Origin of the sequence: uncultured Ruminococcus sp. (genome assembly GCF_947301925.1) — a bacterium.
Lineage (GTDB): Bacteria > Bacillota > Clostridia > Oscillospirales > Ruminococcaceae > Ruminococcus.
Map to the genome: position 1 here is coordinate 165,090 of NZ_CAMYUE010000003.1, position 16,390 is coordinate 181,479.

15 protein-coding genes and 1 tRNA gene are annotated in these 16,390 nt (G+C 52.4%); 13 read left to right on the forward strand and 3 right to left on the reverse strand.

Annotation, left to right across the window (positions count from 1 at the left end; all coding sequences use genetic code 11):
• Nucleotides 1-3: 3 nt before the first annotated feature.
• Nucleotides 4-90: transfer RNA gene (locus tag Q0Y65_RS06215), tRNA-Leu, on the reverse strand.
• Nucleotides 91-178: 88 nt separating this feature from the next.
• Nucleotides 179-1,858 (reverse strand): bifunctional diguanylate cyclase/phosphodiesterase, encoded by a 1,680-nt coding sequence (locus Q0Y65_RS06220; protein ID WP_297958254.1) that lies wholly within the window; start codon nucleotides 1,856-1,858, stop codon nucleotides 179-181.
• Between the two features lie 315 nt (nucleotides 1,859-2,173).
• On the opposite strand from Q0Y65_RS06220, the gene aroB reads away from it, so the two are divergent.
• Genes aroB through Q0Y65_RS06250 form a run of 6 tightly spaced genes read left to right on the forward strand, consistent with a single transcriptional unit; the run spans nucleotide 2,174 to nucleotide 7,470 of the window.
• Nucleotides 2,174-3,214: a 3-dehydroquinate synthase gene (gene aroB / locus Q0Y65_RS06225; protein ID WP_297958256.1), complete on the forward strand. Its 1,041-nt coding sequence runs from the start codon at nucleotides 2,174-2,176 to the stop codon at nucleotides 3,212-3,214.
• A 2-nt stretch (nucleotides 3,215-3,216) separates the two neighbouring features.
• Nucleotides 3,217-4,449 (forward strand): 3-phosphoshikimate 1-carboxyvinyltransferase, encoded by a 1,233-nt coding sequence (gene aroA, locus Q0Y65_RS06230; RefSeq protein ID WP_297958258.1) that lies wholly within the window; start codon nucleotides 3,217-3,219, stop codon nucleotides 4,447-4,449.
• Nucleotides 4,430-5,509 carry a chorismate synthase gene (gene aroC, locus Q0Y65_RS06235; protein WP_297958260.1) on the forward strand — a complete coding sequence of 360 codons (1,080 nt, stop codon included), beginning with the start codon at nucleotides 4,430-4,432 and terminating at the stop codon, nucleotides 5,507-5,509. The genes aroA and aroC overlap by 20 nt, the downstream gene beginning before the upstream one ends.
• 11 nt (nucleotides 5,510-5,520) lie before the next feature.
• The gene (locus Q0Y65_RS06240) at nucleotides 5,521-6,114 is read left to right on the forward strand and encodes a DUF4364 family protein (protein WP_297958261.1); all 594 of its coding nucleotides are present in this window, start codon (nucleotides 5,521-5,523) and stop codon (nucleotides 6,112-6,114) included.
• A gap of 2 nt (nucleotides 6,115-6,116) precedes the next feature.
• Entirely contained in the window at nucleotides 6,117-6,590 is a 474-nt protein-coding gene (locus Q0Y65_RS06245) for a GNAT family N-acetyltransferase (RefSeq protein ID WP_297958263.1), read from the forward strand.
• Nucleotides 6,591-6,621: 31 nt separating this feature from the next.
• Nucleotides 6,622-7,470, forward strand: coding sequence for a patatin family protein (locus tag Q0Y65_RS06250; RefSeq protein ID WP_297958265.1), 849 nt, complete (start codon nucleotides 6,622-6,624; stop codon nucleotides 7,468-7,470).
• Nucleotides 7,471-7,514: 44 nt separating this feature from the next.
• On the opposite strand, the gene Q0Y65_RS06255 is transcribed toward Q0Y65_RS06250, so the two are convergent.
• On the reverse strand, nucleotides 7,515-8,087 hold the full coding sequence (locus tag Q0Y65_RS06255) for a biotin transporter BioY (RefSeq protein ID WP_297958267.1): 573 nt from the start codon (nucleotides 8,085-8,087) through the stop codon (nucleotides 7,515-7,517).
• Between the two features lie 250 nt (nucleotides 8,088-8,337).
• Between Q0Y65_RS06255 and Q0Y65_RS06260 the strand changes: the two genes are divergently transcribed.
• The 7 genes from Q0Y65_RS06260 to Q0Y65_RS06290 are packed head-to-tail and all read left to right on the forward strand — an operon-like array spanning nucleotide 8,338 to nucleotide 16,320.
• Nucleotides 8,338-8,895 (forward strand): MptD family putative ECF transporter S component, encoded by a 558-nt coding sequence (locus Q0Y65_RS06260; RefSeq protein WP_297958269.1) that lies wholly within the window; start codon nucleotides 8,338-8,340, stop codon nucleotides 8,893-8,895.
• On the forward strand, nucleotides 8,892-9,872 hold the full coding sequence (locus Q0Y65_RS06265; RefSeq protein WP_297958270.1) for an AraC family transcriptional regulator: 981 nt from the start codon (nucleotides 8,892-8,894) through the stop codon (nucleotides 9,870-9,872). The genes Q0Y65_RS06260 and Q0Y65_RS06265 overlap by 4 nt, the downstream gene beginning before the upstream one ends.
• The gene (locus Q0Y65_RS06270) at nucleotides 9,859-11,610 is read left to right on the forward strand and encodes an ABC transporter ATP-binding protein (RefSeq protein WP_297958272.1); all 1,752 of its coding nucleotides are present in this window, start codon (nucleotides 9,859-9,861) and stop codon (nucleotides 11,608-11,610) included. Before Q0Y65_RS06265 ends, Q0Y65_RS06270 begins: the two co-directional genes overlap by 14 nt.
• The gene (locus tag Q0Y65_RS06275) at nucleotides 11,603-13,336 is read left to right on the forward strand and encodes an ABC transporter ATP-binding protein (RefSeq protein ID WP_297958274.1); all 1,734 of its coding nucleotides are present in this window, start codon (nucleotides 11,603-11,605) and stop codon (nucleotides 13,334-13,336) included. Before Q0Y65_RS06270 ends, Q0Y65_RS06275 begins: the two co-directional genes overlap by 8 nt.
• Nucleotide 13,337: 1 nt before the next feature.
• Nucleotides 13,338-14,081 (forward strand): energy-coupling factor transporter transmembrane component T, encoded by a 744-nt coding sequence (locus Q0Y65_RS06280; protein ID WP_297958276.1) that lies wholly within the window; start codon nucleotides 13,338-13,340, stop codon nucleotides 14,079-14,081.
• Complete coding sequence (locus tag Q0Y65_RS06285; RefSeq protein WP_297958278.1) at nucleotides 14,078-15,517, forward strand: ABC transporter ATP-binding protein; 1,440 nt, start codon at nucleotides 14,078-14,080, stop codon at nucleotides 15,515-15,517. Before Q0Y65_RS06280 ends, Q0Y65_RS06285 begins: the two co-directional genes overlap by 4 nt.
• A complete protein-coding gene (locus Q0Y65_RS06290; RefSeq protein ID WP_297958280.1) occupies nucleotides 15,514-16,320 on the forward strand; it encodes an AraC family transcriptional regulator in 807 nt (268 codons plus the stop codon). The genes Q0Y65_RS06285 and Q0Y65_RS06290 overlap by 4 nt, the downstream gene beginning before the upstream one ends.
• The last annotated feature ends 70 nt before the right edge of the window (nucleotides 16,321-16,390 follow it).

The following is a 16,390-nucleotide window of genomic DNA, read 5'->3' on the forward strand; positions in this document are numbered from 1 at the left end:
TGCTGGTGCCGGTGGCGGGGGTCGAACCCGCACGGTGTTGCCACCACGAGATTTTGAGTCTCGCACGTCTGCCAATTCCATCACACCGGCGCAACGGAATAATTATACCACATAACCGTACATAATGTCAAGACATAATACAAAAAAACAGGGCTGCCATATCCGGCAGCCCATATATCTATTCATACAGATAGTTTCCGGCCAGCCTTTTTTCAAACTCCTCAATGGGGAGCGGCTTATCAAAGTAAAAGCCTTGAGCCAGCTTGCAGCAGTTTGAGGTAAGGAGCGCAACGTGCTCCTTGGTCTCAACGCCCTCGGCGATACATTCCAGCCCCATTTCCTGTGCCATTGATACGATATACTTGAACATGATACATTTCTGCTGATAGTTGGCATTGTCAGCACCGGGGAGCAGGCTTTTATCCAGCTTCAGTACGTTCCAGGGAAGCTCCTTGATAAGGTTCAGAGAGGAATAGCCTATACCGAAATCGTCAACGGAGGTGGATATGCCTGCCTGATGGAGCCCGTTTATGGTGCGCTTCAGATCCTTGAACTCAACGTCCGTGGTAGTTTCGGTCAGTTCTATCTCGATATATTTATGAGGAACATCGTGCTTGTCGATGATCTTTTCTATACGCTCCACAAGGTCCATATCCGACAGGTGTCTGCGTGAGAGGTTCACCGATATCCTCACCGCGTTCCCGCCCTGATCCAGCCATCTTCTTATATCGCGGCACACTCTGTCCAGCACATAGAAATCCAGCTTGCAGATGTCGCGTCCCTGTTCGAGGACGGGGATAAAATCAGCAGGAGGGACGACTCTTCCGTTATGGAACCATCGTGACAGAGCCTCTGCGCCTGCGATATTCCTTCCCTCCAGGGATATCTTTGGCTGATAGTATACAAGGAACTCGTTGTTTTCGAGAGCCTTGGGGAAGCTTGCAGTGATATCGTTATTGCGTTTGCTTCTTGCGAGAAGGGCGTCGTCGAAATAGACTACATTTCCGTTGTTCTTGGCGATATAGAAGGCCATGCTTACTCTGTCCATGATATCGGTAGGCAGAATAAAGCTGTCCATATCAGGGATAATGTATATTCCTGCCGAGGCAGTTATCAGTATGCGTTCGGCTTTTCCGCCGTCTATAGACACGGCGGTGCCGTTGAGCAGCTCCAGCAGTGACGGCAGTTTTTCGCCTCTGATGAGAGTGATGAAGTTATCTCCGCCCACTCGGCAGACGAATTCGTCCTTATGATCAAGGAGCTGATCTATCATGCCGATGAAGCGTTTCATGACTCTGGTGCCGTTTTCGCGGCCGATACGCTGATTGACGATGGAGAACCGCTTCAGATTGAAGTATACTGCGGCAAAGCCCTCTATGCGCTCCTCCTTGCACAGCAGCTTGACGGTCTTCATGAACTGCTGCAGGTTATACATACCTAGATCGCTGTCATAGAAAGTGAGCCGGTGGGTAAGCTTCAGCAGTCTGCTTCTTGCGTTGAAGGTACTGAGCAGGGAGATAAACACCTCTATCCTGCCTCTTTCAACCTCTGTCCACTCGTCTGCGCCGTCCCTGAGCATGACCTTATACACCGCGATGTTTTCATCGGGCGTAATGATGCGTCTTGTAATGTAATCACCGTCGCAGCTGCCGCCGTAATCGTAGAAGCAGTAGCTTTTGAAAAGCCCCATATGTTCGGAGGCCTCGTTATCGTAGGCTATAAAGTCCACCTTGCCTATTTTCAGGCAGTAGCAGAGCTCCTCCATAGTTTCGGGAACATCAGGTGAAAGAGTATCGGGTATCATATAGATCCCGTGAATGAATTTTTCCAACGCTGTCAGGTACTCGTTTGTATTCATGCATATCCCCTCCGAACAGGCGTGAGCCTGCATCAGATTATTTATATTTATAATGATTATAACATAATAAAAACGGGGAATGATTGACATTCTGTGAATATAGTGTGAATATTACAATGGCGGCGCTGAAATGTTGTTTTTTGTTGGTGAAAATCAACAATCGGAGATGGCGGAGCTTAAAGCAGCACGGAAAAGTTCAACGAATAAAAGCTTTAAAGCAAAAAAGTGTTGACAGTGTACGCCGTGTATGCTATAATTTAACTAAAGCTGCCGCTGTGCCTTTCAGCGGCATATTTTGTATCGGAGGTCGGTAGTATGAGGAAGATAAGCATTAATACGAGCCACCCTTACGATGTGCTCATACAGCGCGGAGGGCTTGCAAAATGCGGAGAATATATATCAGAGGTGACCGGCTCGCGGAGAGCTGCCATAATAACGGACGATGTGGTGGAAAAGCTCCATTTGCAGACTGCTCTCGACTCAATGAAAGCCGCAGGCTTTGAGTGCAGTGTTTTTGTTTTCCCCAACGGAGAGCAGTCCAAGTGCCTTGAAACTCTGGGCAGGATATACGATTTCCTCTGTGAGAGCAATATTACCAGAAGCGATATCATCGTTGCTCTGGGAGGCGGCGTCGTAGGTGATATCACAGGCTTTGCGGCCGCTACATATCTCAGGGGCGTGGAGTTCATACAGATACCCACCACCCTTCTTTCACAGGTGGATTCCTCAGTGGGCGGCAAGACCGCCATAGACATTGCAGGGGGCAAGAATCTTGTGGGCTCCTTCAAGCAGCCTGCTCTTGTCATCTGTGACAGCGACATATTGAAGACCCTGAAGCCCGAAACTCTTGCGGAGGGCATGGGCGAGTGCATCAAATACGGCATGATAAGGGACGAAAAGCTCTTTGAGCTCATGGAGTCACACTGCCTTGAAAATGTTGACGGGATAATGGACGAGATGGTATACAAATGTGTGGATATAAAGCGTCAGGTGGTGGAAAACGACGAGTTCGACAAGGGCGAGCGCATGATACTTAACTTCGGCCATACCATAGGACACGCCCTTGAAGGCTGGCACAACTACAAGGATTACGCACACGGAGCAGGAGTTGCCGCAGGTATGTGCATCATAACCGACCGCCTTGCGCCTCAGCTTTCGGAGAGGCTGAAAAAGTGCTGCGAGGCTTATAAGCTCCCTACAGGTACGGATATACCCATGAGCGAGCTGCTGCCCTTCTGCTCGAAGGACAAGAAGAACGAGGCAAAGAACATAAACTACATCATCTGCAACGAGATAGGCAGGGGAGAGATCGTCAAGGTCCCGTTTGATGAGTTCTGCCGCCTTATGGAGGGCTGAAAATGGATATCAGGATAAGTCCCTCTGTGCTCGGCGGAGAGCTGAGCATACCTGCCTCAAAAAGCTGCGCACACCGCTCTATAATATGCGCGGCTCTTGCAGACGGAGTTTCACATCTCAGCGGAGTTACCATGTCAAAGGACATCGAGGCTACTATCGGAGCAATGAGGGCTCTGGGAGCTGAGTTCGTGGTCAGCGGCAGAGATATAACCGTAAAAGGCACAGGCGGCCGTCATACCGGCAGCTGCCTTATCGACTGCAACGAGAGCGGTTCTACCCTGCGCTTCATACTTCCCATAGCTGCCGCAGTCAGCAGCAGTGCCGAGTTCATCGGCAGGGGAAGACTGCCCCAGCGTCCCATTGATATTTTTGTCCGCGAGCTTGGCAGAAACGGTACACGATTCGACTATCACAATACAATGCCCTTTACCGTTTCGGGAGGGCTGAACAGCGGCGTTTTCAAGGTGGAGGGAGATGTCTCCTCACAGTTCATAACGGGACTTCTCTTTGCACTGCCCCTTCTTGAAGGGGACTCGGAGATCGTCCTCACCTCACATCTGGAATCCCGTCCCTATGTGGACATAACCATAGATACTCTGCGCAGATTCGGCATTTCTGCCGAGGAGAGCGTGAACGGCTTCCGCATAAAAGGCGGTCAGAGGTATCTCCCCAATGATGAGAGGATAGAGGGAGATTATTCACAGGCGGCCTTCTTCTATGTGGCGAATGCACTGGGTTCACAGGTGGAGCTTCATAATCTCAATGAAAACAGTGTTCAGGGCGACAGGAAAATCCTTGAAATTATACGCAATATGTGTTATAATGGCAGTATCGGACATTACGATGCCGACTGCTCGGATATACCCGACCTTGTACCCGTGCTTGCGGTGCTGGGAGCCTTCGGCAGCGGCGATTCCCGTATATATAACGCTAAACGACTTAAAATAAAGGAAAGCGACCGTTTACAGACCACTGCGGCCATGATAAACGCTCTCGGAGGAAATGTTGACATCACCGATGACGGCCTCATCATTCATCCCACAGGCGCTATGCACGGCGGTACTGTAGACAGCTCCGGAGACCACAGGATAGCTATGGCGGCTGCTGTTGCGGCTACCCGTACCGACGGCGATGTTATCATCAGAGGCGCCGAGGCAGTGGAAAAATCCTATCCCGCTTTCTTTGACGACTACAAAAAGCTCGGAGGTAAAGCAAATGTCATCATTCTGGAATAACAGGATATCCGTGTCCATGTTCGGCGAAGCACAGGGCCCCGCCATAGGCGTGACCGTTGACAATCTCCCCTCGGGAGAATATATCGACCCCGAGGAGCTCGCCCGTTTCATGGCCAGAAGATATCCGGGCGGCAGCTCCTCTGCCGTGAATTCCATGCCCCATATCATGTCGGGTATATTCAACGACCGCACCACGGGCACTCCTCTATGTGCCTTCCTTCAGAATACTCAGGCGTCGGCTCCTCAGCATGAGGACATCGACAATCTGGTAAGACCGGGTCATGCGGACTATACAGGTACTCTCAGATACAGGGGCTTCAATGATGTGCGCGGAGGCGGACACTTTTCCGACAGACTTACGGCTCCGCTATGCTTTGCGGGAGCTGTATGCGCCCAGATACTGGAAAGACGCGGTATCTATACAGGCGCCCATATACTTCAGATACACAACATAAAGGATAATCCCTTCGATCCCGTTAATATCACAAGGGACGGCATACTCAGCGTCAGAGGAAAGGCCTTCCCCGTTATCAGCGACCGCAAGGGCTGGGAGATGACAGAGGATATAAACAAGGCCTATGAGGGCGGCGAGTCCCTGGGAGGAGTTATCGAGTGCGCGTCTGTGAATGTGCCCGCAGGTATTGGTTCTCCCGTATTTGACGGACTTGAAAACAGCATTGCTCAGCTCATATTCGGTATCCCCAATGTAAAGGGACTGGAGTTCGGAGCTGGCTTTACCTCAGCGAAAATGGTGGGAAGCCAGAACAATGATGAGTTCTATGTGAACGATCACGGTCATGTACTCACAAAGACCAATAACCACGGCGGAGTCATCGGCGGTATCTCTACGGGTATGCCTGTAACTCTGAGAGTGGCCTTCAAGCCCTCGGAATATGTGGGCGGACAGCAGTCTGCGGTGAATTACCGCGATATGACCGACAGTACCGCCGAAAGCGCAGGCCATATACCCTGCGGAGTTCCCGCGGCAGTTCCCTGTGTAGAGGCGGCGGTGAATATCGCCCTCCTTTCCCATATGCTGGATTATCCCAATTTCTGTTAAGGTGATTCATTATGCAGGACGAAAACATCATGAAGATGGCAGAGCGTGCCGACACCGAGATAAAGGACGTCCCCACGCTGAATATACTTCTCTGCTATCTGCTCTATAAAATAGACAGACCCGTTAGTCCCGACCAGCTTTACGACATCGCTATCGGAACGGGTATCATAAACTATTTCTACTATCAGGACTCTGTGGGTTATCTCCTGAAAAACGGACTTATCACAGAGGAAGCCGACGATAAGGGCGGCTCCTGCTATATGCTGATGCCAAAGGGCAGGGAGTGCGCAAAGCAGCTGAAGAACTATGCTCCCAAGTCCTACAGGGACAAGCTTGTGCTGGCGGCAATACGCTATTTTGCCCGTATACAGTACGAGAAGGAGCTGAAGATCGAATACGAGCCCGTGGGCAGCGGCTATTATGTCCATGTAAGGTGTATCGACAGCACCTTCGACCTTATGGATCTGAGGCTGTATGCTCCCGATATGACTCAGGCAAAGCTCATAGGGGAGAGGATACTTCTCAATCCTGCGGGCTTCTACGGCAAGGTCATAGAGGTAGCTCTCACCAACGAGGAGCCTGCCTACGACCTCAGCGACAACTGAAAATGAATTATACTGTCAGACCGCTTCGCAAAAGCGAGTACCCGCTGCTTGAAGATTTTTTGTATGAGGCCATATTCATTCCCGAGGGAGCTGATCCGCCGCCCCGTGAGATAGTCCGCCTGCCTGAATTGCAGGTATATGTGGAGAACTTCGGCAGCAGAAAGAGCGATATCGCTCTCTGTGCGGAGGTCAGTGGCCGCGCAGTCGGCGCGGTGTGGGGCAGGATAATGAATGATTACGGCCATATCGACGACGAAACGCCTTCACTTGCAATTGCACTGTATAAGGAGTACAGAGGCTGCGGCATAGGTACGGCGATGATGAGGGCTATTATAGCAGAATACAGGAGAATTGGCTATAAAAGACTGTCACTGGCAGTCCAGAAGGCAAATTATGCCGTGAAGCTCTACGAAAAGGCGGGTTTCAGTGTAGTTTCGGAAAATGACGAGGAATACATCATGCAGGTGATCGTTTAGTTGATATACGATCACTAAAAGGGAGAAAGAGATGAAATACGGACTTGTTCTTGAGGGCGGCGCTATGCGCGGATTGTTTACCGCAGGCGTTACAGACGTCCTCATGGAAAATGATATCGTCCTTGACGGAACAGTGGGCGTCTCCGCAGGAGCTGCCTTCGGCTGCAATTATAAGTCGGGACAGATCCGCAGGGTTATCCGCTATAATACACGGTTCTGCAAGGACAAGCGCTATTGCAGCAAGCGCTCGCTTATAAAGACGGGAGACCTGTTCGGAGCGGAATTCTGCTATCATACCATTCCCAACGAGCTTGATCTCTTTGATAACGATGCATTTGAGACCTCACCCATGGAATTCTGGGTAGTGGCTACGGATATAACCACAGGCAAGGCGGTGTATCACAAGTGCGGCCCCATAGACTACGACGAGCTTGAATGGATAAGAGCTTCGGCTTCCATGCCCGTTGTGGCGCGTATCGTTGAGGTAGGAGGGTATAAGCTACTTGACGGCGGTATATCCGACTCGATACCTCTCAGATTCATGGAGAGCAGAGGCTATGAGAAAAATGTGGTGGTGGTGACTCAGCCCCGCGACTATGTCAAGAAGCCTGCAAGCGGAATGGCACTTATGAAGATGAAGTACAGGAAGTATCCCGAGCTCATAAAAGCGGCGGAGAACCGTCACAAGATGTACAACTCGGAGCTGAAGCACATACGCAGCGCCGAGGAGCAGGGAAAGGCCTTCGTTATCGCGCCCCCCGAGGCTCTGCCTGTAGGTCATGTGGAGCACGATCCCGATGTCATGAGGGAGGTCTACCGCATCGGCAGACGTATAGCCAACGAGAGGCTGGACGCGCTCAGAGAGTTCCTTGGAATATGAAAAATGCCCGTAACGGTCGGTGTATGACCGTTACGGGCTTGTTTTTACAGATCTAACTGCTTTTTTACGCGGCAGGATATTACCGCCGCAAGGACCAGCTTGATAATATCAAACGGGATAAACGGTATCACGCAGAGCTTCAGCGCCTTGTAGAAGCTCATACTGCTTTCGCCGTTGGAATAGCCGAAAACGAACCATATCGTGCCGAAAAGATAGCAGACGAGAAGTCCTGCCGTCAGCAGTCCTATGCTTACGGGAAGCTTACTGCCCAGGAGCTTCGTTCCGCACCAATACAGCAGAGCCATAAGGATAAATCCGAGGATATAGCCTCCCGTCGGTCCCGTAAGTGCTCCGATACCGCCCTTGAAGCCCGTGAATACAGGAAGTCCCACAGCTCCGAGGAGTATATATACAGCGATAGAGAATGTACCGTTTCTGCCGCCTAAGAGGCTCAGTGCGCAGAATACGCCGAAGGTCTGCAAGGTTATGGGAATGCTGCCGATGGGGATCGATATCCATGAGCAGACCGCCATGACAGCGGCAAACATAGCGATAAGTACCATTTCCTTGGTCGAAAATGTCTTTTTGGGACTTTTTACAGTTGCAGTTTCGTTCATAATTATATCTCCTTTTAGTGGTTTAACTGTATTATAGCACATAAAAATACGTTTGTCAACCGCTTTTATAAAAGCAGGTTGACAAAGGCGGCGAAAATGAACAGATTCATTAAAAATCAAAACGGAGCATTTATGAACAAAACGGAGTTGAAATTACTTCTCTATTATGTTATACTATCAAAGGAGCCTTCAGGAATAAGGCTCAAATCTATGTATATAAGTTAGTGAAATCTAACTTTTGGAGGTAGCTATGAAAGGCAAGGATCTCATCAATATCGGCATTTTTTCGGCGATATATTTCGTCATCGTTTTCGTCATTGCCATTCTGGGAATGATCCCCGTATTCCTGCCGCTGCTTGTACCCATATTCGGCGGTATACCCTTCATGCTCTTTCTGACGAGAGTCAGGAAATTCGGCATGATATGGATAATGAGCATAATCATGGGCATCATGATGCTCCTTACGGGCATGAGCTGGCCGCCGCTGGCAGTATCGGTATTCAGCGGACTTTTGGCGGAGCTCGTATACAGGAGCGGCAAATATAAGAGCGCAACCAAGGCTGTCGTCACCAACGGAGTTTTCAGTCTTTGGGTGGCTGCGAATTATCTTCCGCTCTTCTTCAACGCCGAAAAATACTGGGCTTCACGCCAGAATTACGGCCAGGACTACATCGACGCTGTGACTAAGCTCATGCCGTCATGGATGTGTCCCGTGACGTTCATTGCGGCATTTGTGTGCGGTATCATAGGCGGACTCCTCGGCAAGGCACTGATGAAGAAGCACTTCGAGAAAGCAGGCATAGCGTGAGCAGGGATATTTTTGAGGCTCTTGACAGTGCAGGCTTCGGCGGCAACGTCCACGAGATAGCCGAGGATGGCGAATGCCGCGTGCTCCGCATCGACGGCGAGGACGGAGAGGGCTTCATGACCATGTACCGCGTATTCGACGGCGTGTACCTGATGTACAACGATTTCCATATGCGGAGCTGCGTGTCGGAGTATCAGAATGCCGATACGATCCTCTGCATCGACCACTGCCGCGAGGGACGCATCGAGCACGAAAACTCTCTCGGAGAGCGCTATTATATGGAGGCAGGCGACCTGCGGATAGACAAGCGCGTCCACCATGAGGGACGAGTGGAGCTGCCGCTGTCCCACTATCACGGTATCACCATCGGCTTTGTGCGTGAAGCGGCTGAGGAGTCGCTGAAGCGCGGGTTTCCGTGGCTGTCAGTTGATATAGGCGCTCTTGCGGAGGGTTTCTGTTCCGGCGGCAGGGAATTCGTCCTGCGGGGCAATGAGGCTGTAAACAGGATTTTCTCACAGCTGTACAGTGCTCCCAAGAGCGTGCGCCTCGACTACTTCAGGGTAAAGACGGCGGAGCTGCTGCTCATGCTCGGTGCGCTGGATATTTCCGTGACTGCGGAACAAAGGCAGTATTTTCCTGCCAGGCAGACGGACAAGGTCAAGCAGATACATGAGCTGATAACGGGCTCGCTCTGCAGGTCATACACGGTTGACGAGCTGTCGGCGAAGTTCGATATGCCGCCTGCGACGCTGAGAAAGGTGTTCAGGGCGGTTTACGGAGCGCCGATATACAGATACATCAAAAGCTATAAAATGAAGGCGGCGGCTTCCATGCTGATATCCGAGGAAGATCTGACCGTCGCGGAGATAGCCCAGCAGCTCGGATACGACAACGCCTCAAAGTTTTCAGCGGCTTTCCGCGATATTATGGGCGTTTCGCCCCAGGCTCACAGGAGGGATAACAATGGAAAAGGATAAGAATGGTTCCTTCGGCTGGCTGCTGAGGCAGTCGGGCGAGCGCAAAGGGAAGTTCGTACTCAGCGTGATACTTGCGGCTCTGAGCACGCTATGCGGCATTGCGCCGTACTATTTCGTAGCAAGGATAGTGAAGCTGCTCCTTGACGGCAGCACCGACCAGAGCGAGTATATCCTCAACTGCGTGATTATCCTTGCGCTGTGGCTGGGTCATTCCCTCTTTCATGCGCTGTCCACTTCCAACTCCCACCTTGCCACATTCCACACCCTGGCTGTGATACGCAAGAAGGCTCTGGACAAGCTGGCGAAAATGCCTCTCGGCGACGTTATATCGCAGCCGTCGGGTTCGCTGAAAAGCACCATAGTCGAGCGCATAGACAGCATCGAGACCACTCTTGCGCACATACTTCCCGAGTTCACAACGGGTATAGGAGCGCCTGTTATTGTGCTGGTATATGTTTTCATCATAAGCTGGAAACTCGGACTTGCTGCCCTCATCACCATTCCCCTCGGAGTTGTCTGCTACGCTCTTATGATGTTCGGTTATGAGGAGAACTACAAACGCACTGTCAACGCCACAAAGGCGTTGAACGCGGTCACTACCGAGTATATCCGCGGTATCGAGGTGATAAAGGTCTTCGGCAAGGCGCAGTCGAGCTATGAGAAGTTTGCCGCCGCCGCAAGGGAGAGTGCGGCAAGCTTTGTAGACTGGATGAGAAAATGCAATGTGTACATGACCTTCGCCATGTGCATAATGCCTGCGACTATGCTGTCCGTCCTGCCCATAGGCGGCATAATGGCTATGCACGGAACCATAAGCACTGCCGACTTCATCACCGTGATAATACTCACGGTGGGACTTATTGAGCCGCTTATCCGCGTGATGTCATACTCGGACGATATCGCGCAGATGAGCACTATCGTCGGCGAGGTCCGTACCATCATAGACGCAAAGGAGATGACTCGTCCCGAAAAGCTGACGAAAACTCCCGTCGGCGGAGATATAGTCCTCAACGACGTTCACTTCGGCTATGAGGACAAGGAGATACTTCACGGCGTATCCATGACCATACACAGCGGAGAGTTCGTCGCTCTGGTGGGCCCCTCGGGCAGCGGCAAATCCACTATTGCACGCCTTATAGCCAGCCTGTGGGACGTGGACGGCGGAAGCATTTCTCTCGGCGGCACTGACATAAGGGATATCCCCCTGGACGATTACAACGACCGCATTGCCTACGTTTCCCAGGACAACTTCCTGTTTGACCTGTCCGTGCGGGAGAATATCCGTCTCGGACGGCAGTCCGCAACAGATACCGAGGTCGAGGAGGCGGCAAGGAAGTGCGGCTGTCACGACTTCATCATGGGACTTGAAAACGGCTATGATACCGTAGTCGGCACGTCGGGAGGCCATCTTTCGGGCGGCGAGCGCCAGCGTATCGCTATTGCCCGTTCAATGCTCAAGAATGCGGATATCGTTATTCTCGACGAGGCTACCGCCTATACCGACCCCGAAAGCGAGGCTGTTATCCAGCGGAGCGTTGCCGGACTCGTCGAGGGCAAGACCCTCATAGTCATCGCTCACAGGCTCTCTACCGTTAAGAACGCCGACTGTATTTACGTTGTAAGCGACGGCAATATCACGGAGTCGGGCAAACATGAGGAGCTGCTGAAAAACGGCGGTCTTTACAGCTCCATGTGGACGGCACATATCTCAGCAAAGGACGGTGAGGACGATGTTTAAGATACTGAAAAGATTCTTTGCCTTTTGCAGTCCCGGGGACAGAAAAAAGTTCTTTGTCTCGATCTTTATGAGCTTCATGCAGGCCATGTTCGAGGCGCTGAAGATTCCTGCTATCGCCTGCATGGCTAAGGCTCTCCTCGACGGGAACGTCACCTCAAAGACCTGCCTGATATGTCTCGGGATAATGCTGGTCAGCATAATCGGCGGAGGAACATTCAAGGCAAAGGCGACTATGCTCCAGACCGAGGGCGGCTACAACACCTGCGCCGAGAAGCGTATGCGCATCGCGGAGCATCTGCGCTACCTGCCCATGGGCTACTATAACGAAAACAGTCTCGGCCGCATAATGTCCGTGACCACAAATACCATGCAGAACCTGGAAAACGTGGCGACCAGAGTGGTAATGATAGTCAGCTCCGGACTGCTCTCCACAGCGGTCATAACCGTGATGATACTCGTATTCGACTGGCGTATCGGTGTGATACTCTGCTTCGGACTTGTGGTGTTTTTTGCGGTAAACAGCGCTATGATGAAGGCGAGCGCAGCCATGGCAAAGCAGAAGATAGAGAAGGACTCCGCACTTGTGGCGAAGGTCATAGAGTATGTGCAGGGGATTGCCGAGGTAAGAGCTTTCCGCCTTACGGGAAAGCGCAGCCGCGAGCTCAACGCTGCCATTGACGAGAACGAGCACGCAAATTCCGCAATGGAGCTCAGACTCATACCCTTCATGACCTTGCAGAGCTTCTGGCTCAAGGCGCTGGGTACGGTCATAGTCATGGCGTCGGTTCTGTTCCGTATCGACGGAAGCATGGATCTCCTGACCTGCATGATAATGATAATCAGCTCCTACCTTATATATGCGCAGCTGGACAATGCAGGCACATATTCGGCGCTTCTGCGTGTTGTGGACAACAGCGTCAAGCAGGCGCAGGACATTCTCGATACGCCTCAGATGGATATCTCGGGTGAGGACATTGCTCCCGCACACTGCAATATCAGGGCAGAGGACATCTCCTTTGCCTACGAAAACAGGCGCATAATCGACGGATTGACCCTTGATATCCCCGAGGGCACGACTACCGCTATCGTCGGTCCTTCGGGCGGCGGCAAGACTACGCTCACATCGCTGCTGTCGCGGTTCTGGGACGTCGATGAGGGGCGTGTTGCCCTTGACGGCAGGGATATCCGCGATTACAGCATGGACGCGCTTATGAAAAACTTCAGTTTCGTTTTCCAGAGGGTCTACCTCTTTGCGGACACCATAGCCAACAATATACGCTTCGGACAGCCCGACGCTCCTATGGAAAAGGTCATCGAGGCGGCAAAGAAGGCTTGCTGTCACGACTTCATCACGGAGCTTCCCGACGGCTATGACACTGTCATCGGCGAGGGCGGTGCGAGCCTGTCAGGCGGTGAAAAGCAGCGTATCTCCATAGCGAGGGCGATAATGAAGGACGCTCCCATAATAGTGCTTGACGAGGCCACCGCTAACGTCGATCCCGAAAACGAGGCGGAGCTCATGAACGCTATCGAGGCTCTTACAAAGGAAAAAACCATAATCATGATAGCTCACAGGCTGAAAACTGTCCGTCACGCAGACAATATCCTCGTCATAGACAGCGGCAGGATAGCTCAGCAGGGCACTCATGACCAGCTCATGCAGCAGGACGGCATCTACCGCTCCTTCGTGGAGAGCAGACGTGAAGCCGCTTCGTGGAGGCTCTGATATGGCGGGGCTTTTCACGGCGGATATCGAAAACCGCGGACTTGTTCTGGATCCGAGGACTAAGCTGGCAGTTATGATTACGCTGGTAGTGTTTGCACTGGGCGGCGCAGGCAGCGATATACAGGCGGTCAGGCTGGCGACCATAGCTGTCAGCGCACTTCCTGTGGTGCTGCTGGCAACAGCCCGCCAGTGGAAAAAAGCAGCCGTTTTCGGGCTGCTCTATGCGGTACTGAAGTCGGCGGAGCTTCTGCTGGTACCGCAGCTTTCGGGAGCGGCGCTGAGTATAGTCGGGCTGTGCTGTCTTATATTCGTGCGGCTCATGCCGTCGCTGATAATGGGGGCGTATATGCTCTCGTCGACGACGGTCAGCGAGTTCATTGCTGCAATGCACCGTATGCACGTTCCGCAGCAGATAACTATACCCATGTCGGTGATGTTCCGTTTCTTTCCCACGGTTATGGAGGAGTTCGCAGCGATAAACACGGCTATGCGGATGCGGGATATCCGAATGGGCGGCAGGAACGCAGGCAGGCTCATAGAGTACAGACTGGTGCCGCTCATGGTCTGTTCGGTCAACATCGGCAGCGAGCTGTCGGCAGCTGCACTTACGAGAGGACTCAGTACAGGTATCCGCCGCACGAACATCTGCAAAATAGGCTTTCATGTGCAGGACTTCGCAGTAGCGGCAGTCAGCGGTGCAGTGTACATATTATGGATACTCGGTATGACGGGAGTGGTAAAATGAGCGGGAATGCGGCTGTTCTGAGAGACGTCACGTTCAGATACGCAAACGGGGAGCAGGGGGCGCTGAACTTCCTCGGCCTCGAAATAAAGCGCGGCGAATGTCTGCTGATCTGCGGCAGCTCCGGCTGCGGCAAAACAACGGTCACAAGGCTGCTGAACGGTTTGATCCCCCACTATTACGAGGGCGAGCTCAGCGGCGATGTTACAGTATGCGGCAGAGATATCCGCAGGACTGCCATAGAGGAGCTGGCGGGGACGGTGGGGAGCGTTTTCCAGAATCCGCGCAGTCAGTTCTTCTGCGTGGATACTACAGCGGAGATAGCCTTCGGCTGCGAGAACATGGGGCTCCCTGAAGCCGAGATACGGCAGCGTATGGACGCTGCGGTCTCTGATATGAGGATAGAGAAGCTACTCGGGCGCAGTATATTCAAGCTTTCGGGCGGCGAGAAGCAGAAGATAGCCTGCGCGGGAGTATCGGCGATGCTGCCGGAGCTGATAGTCCTTGACGAGCCGACCTCAAACCTCGATCTTGACGCAATAGACGAGCTCCGCGAGGTCATCGCGGCATGGAAGTCGCAGGGCAGGACGATAGTCGTCGCGGAGCACCGTCTCGGCTGGCTGGACGGACTTTGCGACAGGGTCATACTAATGGAAAACGGCAGTATTTCCGCAGAGTTTTCGGGCGCGGACTTCTTTGCACTCAGCACACGGAAGCTCAACAGCATGGGGCTTCGGGCGGCGCATACGGACTGCAATTACCTTGAAAGCGAGACCGGTCTGCACGCGATAAAGCCTTTTTCGGGCAGCGAGGTCATAACGCTGGAGAACTTCGTCTACAGCTGCGGAGGTCGGAAAGTCCTCGATATCGGCAGGCTTGAGCTGCCCGCAGGTTCTGTCACGGCAGTTGTGGGACACAACGGCGCAGGCAAATCCACATTTGTGAAGTGTCTGTGCGGACTGCAAAAGCACTTCAGGGGGACGGTCACAGTGGGCGGCAAGCGGCTGCGCTCCAGGGACATGATGAGACTGTCGTACATGGTGATGCAGGACGTGAATCATCAGCTTTTCGCGGAGACCGTGCTGGAGGAGGTCATGCTCGGCGCGGCCGAGGGCTCTGAGGAAAAAGTGGAGCAAGTGCTTGAAAAGCTGGGTATATCGCAGTATAAGGAACGCCACCCCATGTCGCTCTCGGGCGGACAGAAGCAGCGCACAGCTATCGCGTCGGCGCTGCTCGCGGGGAAAAAGCTCCTTGTATTCGACGAGCCTACAAGCGGTCTTGATTTCAGGAGCATGGAACACACGGCGGAGCTGCTAAGCTCTCTTGACAGGGACGTGACGGTGCTGATAGTCACCCACGACATGGAGCTGACAGAGCGCTGCTGTACCCATATACTCCATATCGAAAACGGACAGATCAAACAGATGGTGAAGCAATGACGGCAATTCAGCTTTTCCCGGATATCAGGCTGATATCCGGCGCGGGGAGCTCTCAGGCAGCAGAGGGCGAAACGGAGATAAGCATATGTATCGGCGGCTGCTGTGAATACAGAACAGGGGACGGATACTACTATCTGACTGCTGGGAGCTGTATCATCAGAGGCAGCGGGCGCGGATGTTGCAATGTTGCGTATTCACGGGATTACCGCGGTATAACGCTGCTGACGGACAGGCACTGCGGCAGCGGCTTTGATGATGTGTTCGGCATAAGGGAACAGCTTGCAGGTATCTGCGAAACTGAAATGCACGTATTCAGGGCCGATGAGAAAATACAGCAGCTCGCAGAGGAGATATACGTTATCGGTGATGATCCGCGGAAGTCCATGCTGAGAATTAAGACGGTGGAGCTTCTCATGCTGATCGGCGACCGTAGGAACAGGCACAGCGATCGTGCCGATACGATAAAGCTCATCGGCGAATTCATCTGCAAGAACGTCTCCGAGCACTACACTATCGCACAGCTTTCGGAGCTGTTTAAGATAGATCCGACTACACTGAAGCTCCTTTTCAGGCAGAACTACGGCTGTCCGATTTATACCTATACGAAAAGCAGAAAGATGTTCAGGGCGGCGGAGCTTCTCAGGGATACGGAAATGAAAGTCATAGACATCGCCGAGGAAGTGGGCTACTGCAACGCCAGCAAGTTTTCAGGCGCCTTCAGGGACGTGATGGGAACAGCTCCGAAGAATTACCAAATGGAGCACAAAAATATGATAAGGCCGAAAGATCACGATATATCCTGACACAGCTCTTATTAGCATACTATATCAAACTAAGCCGGTTCGGAGCGGAAGCAGCTTGATATATATGGTA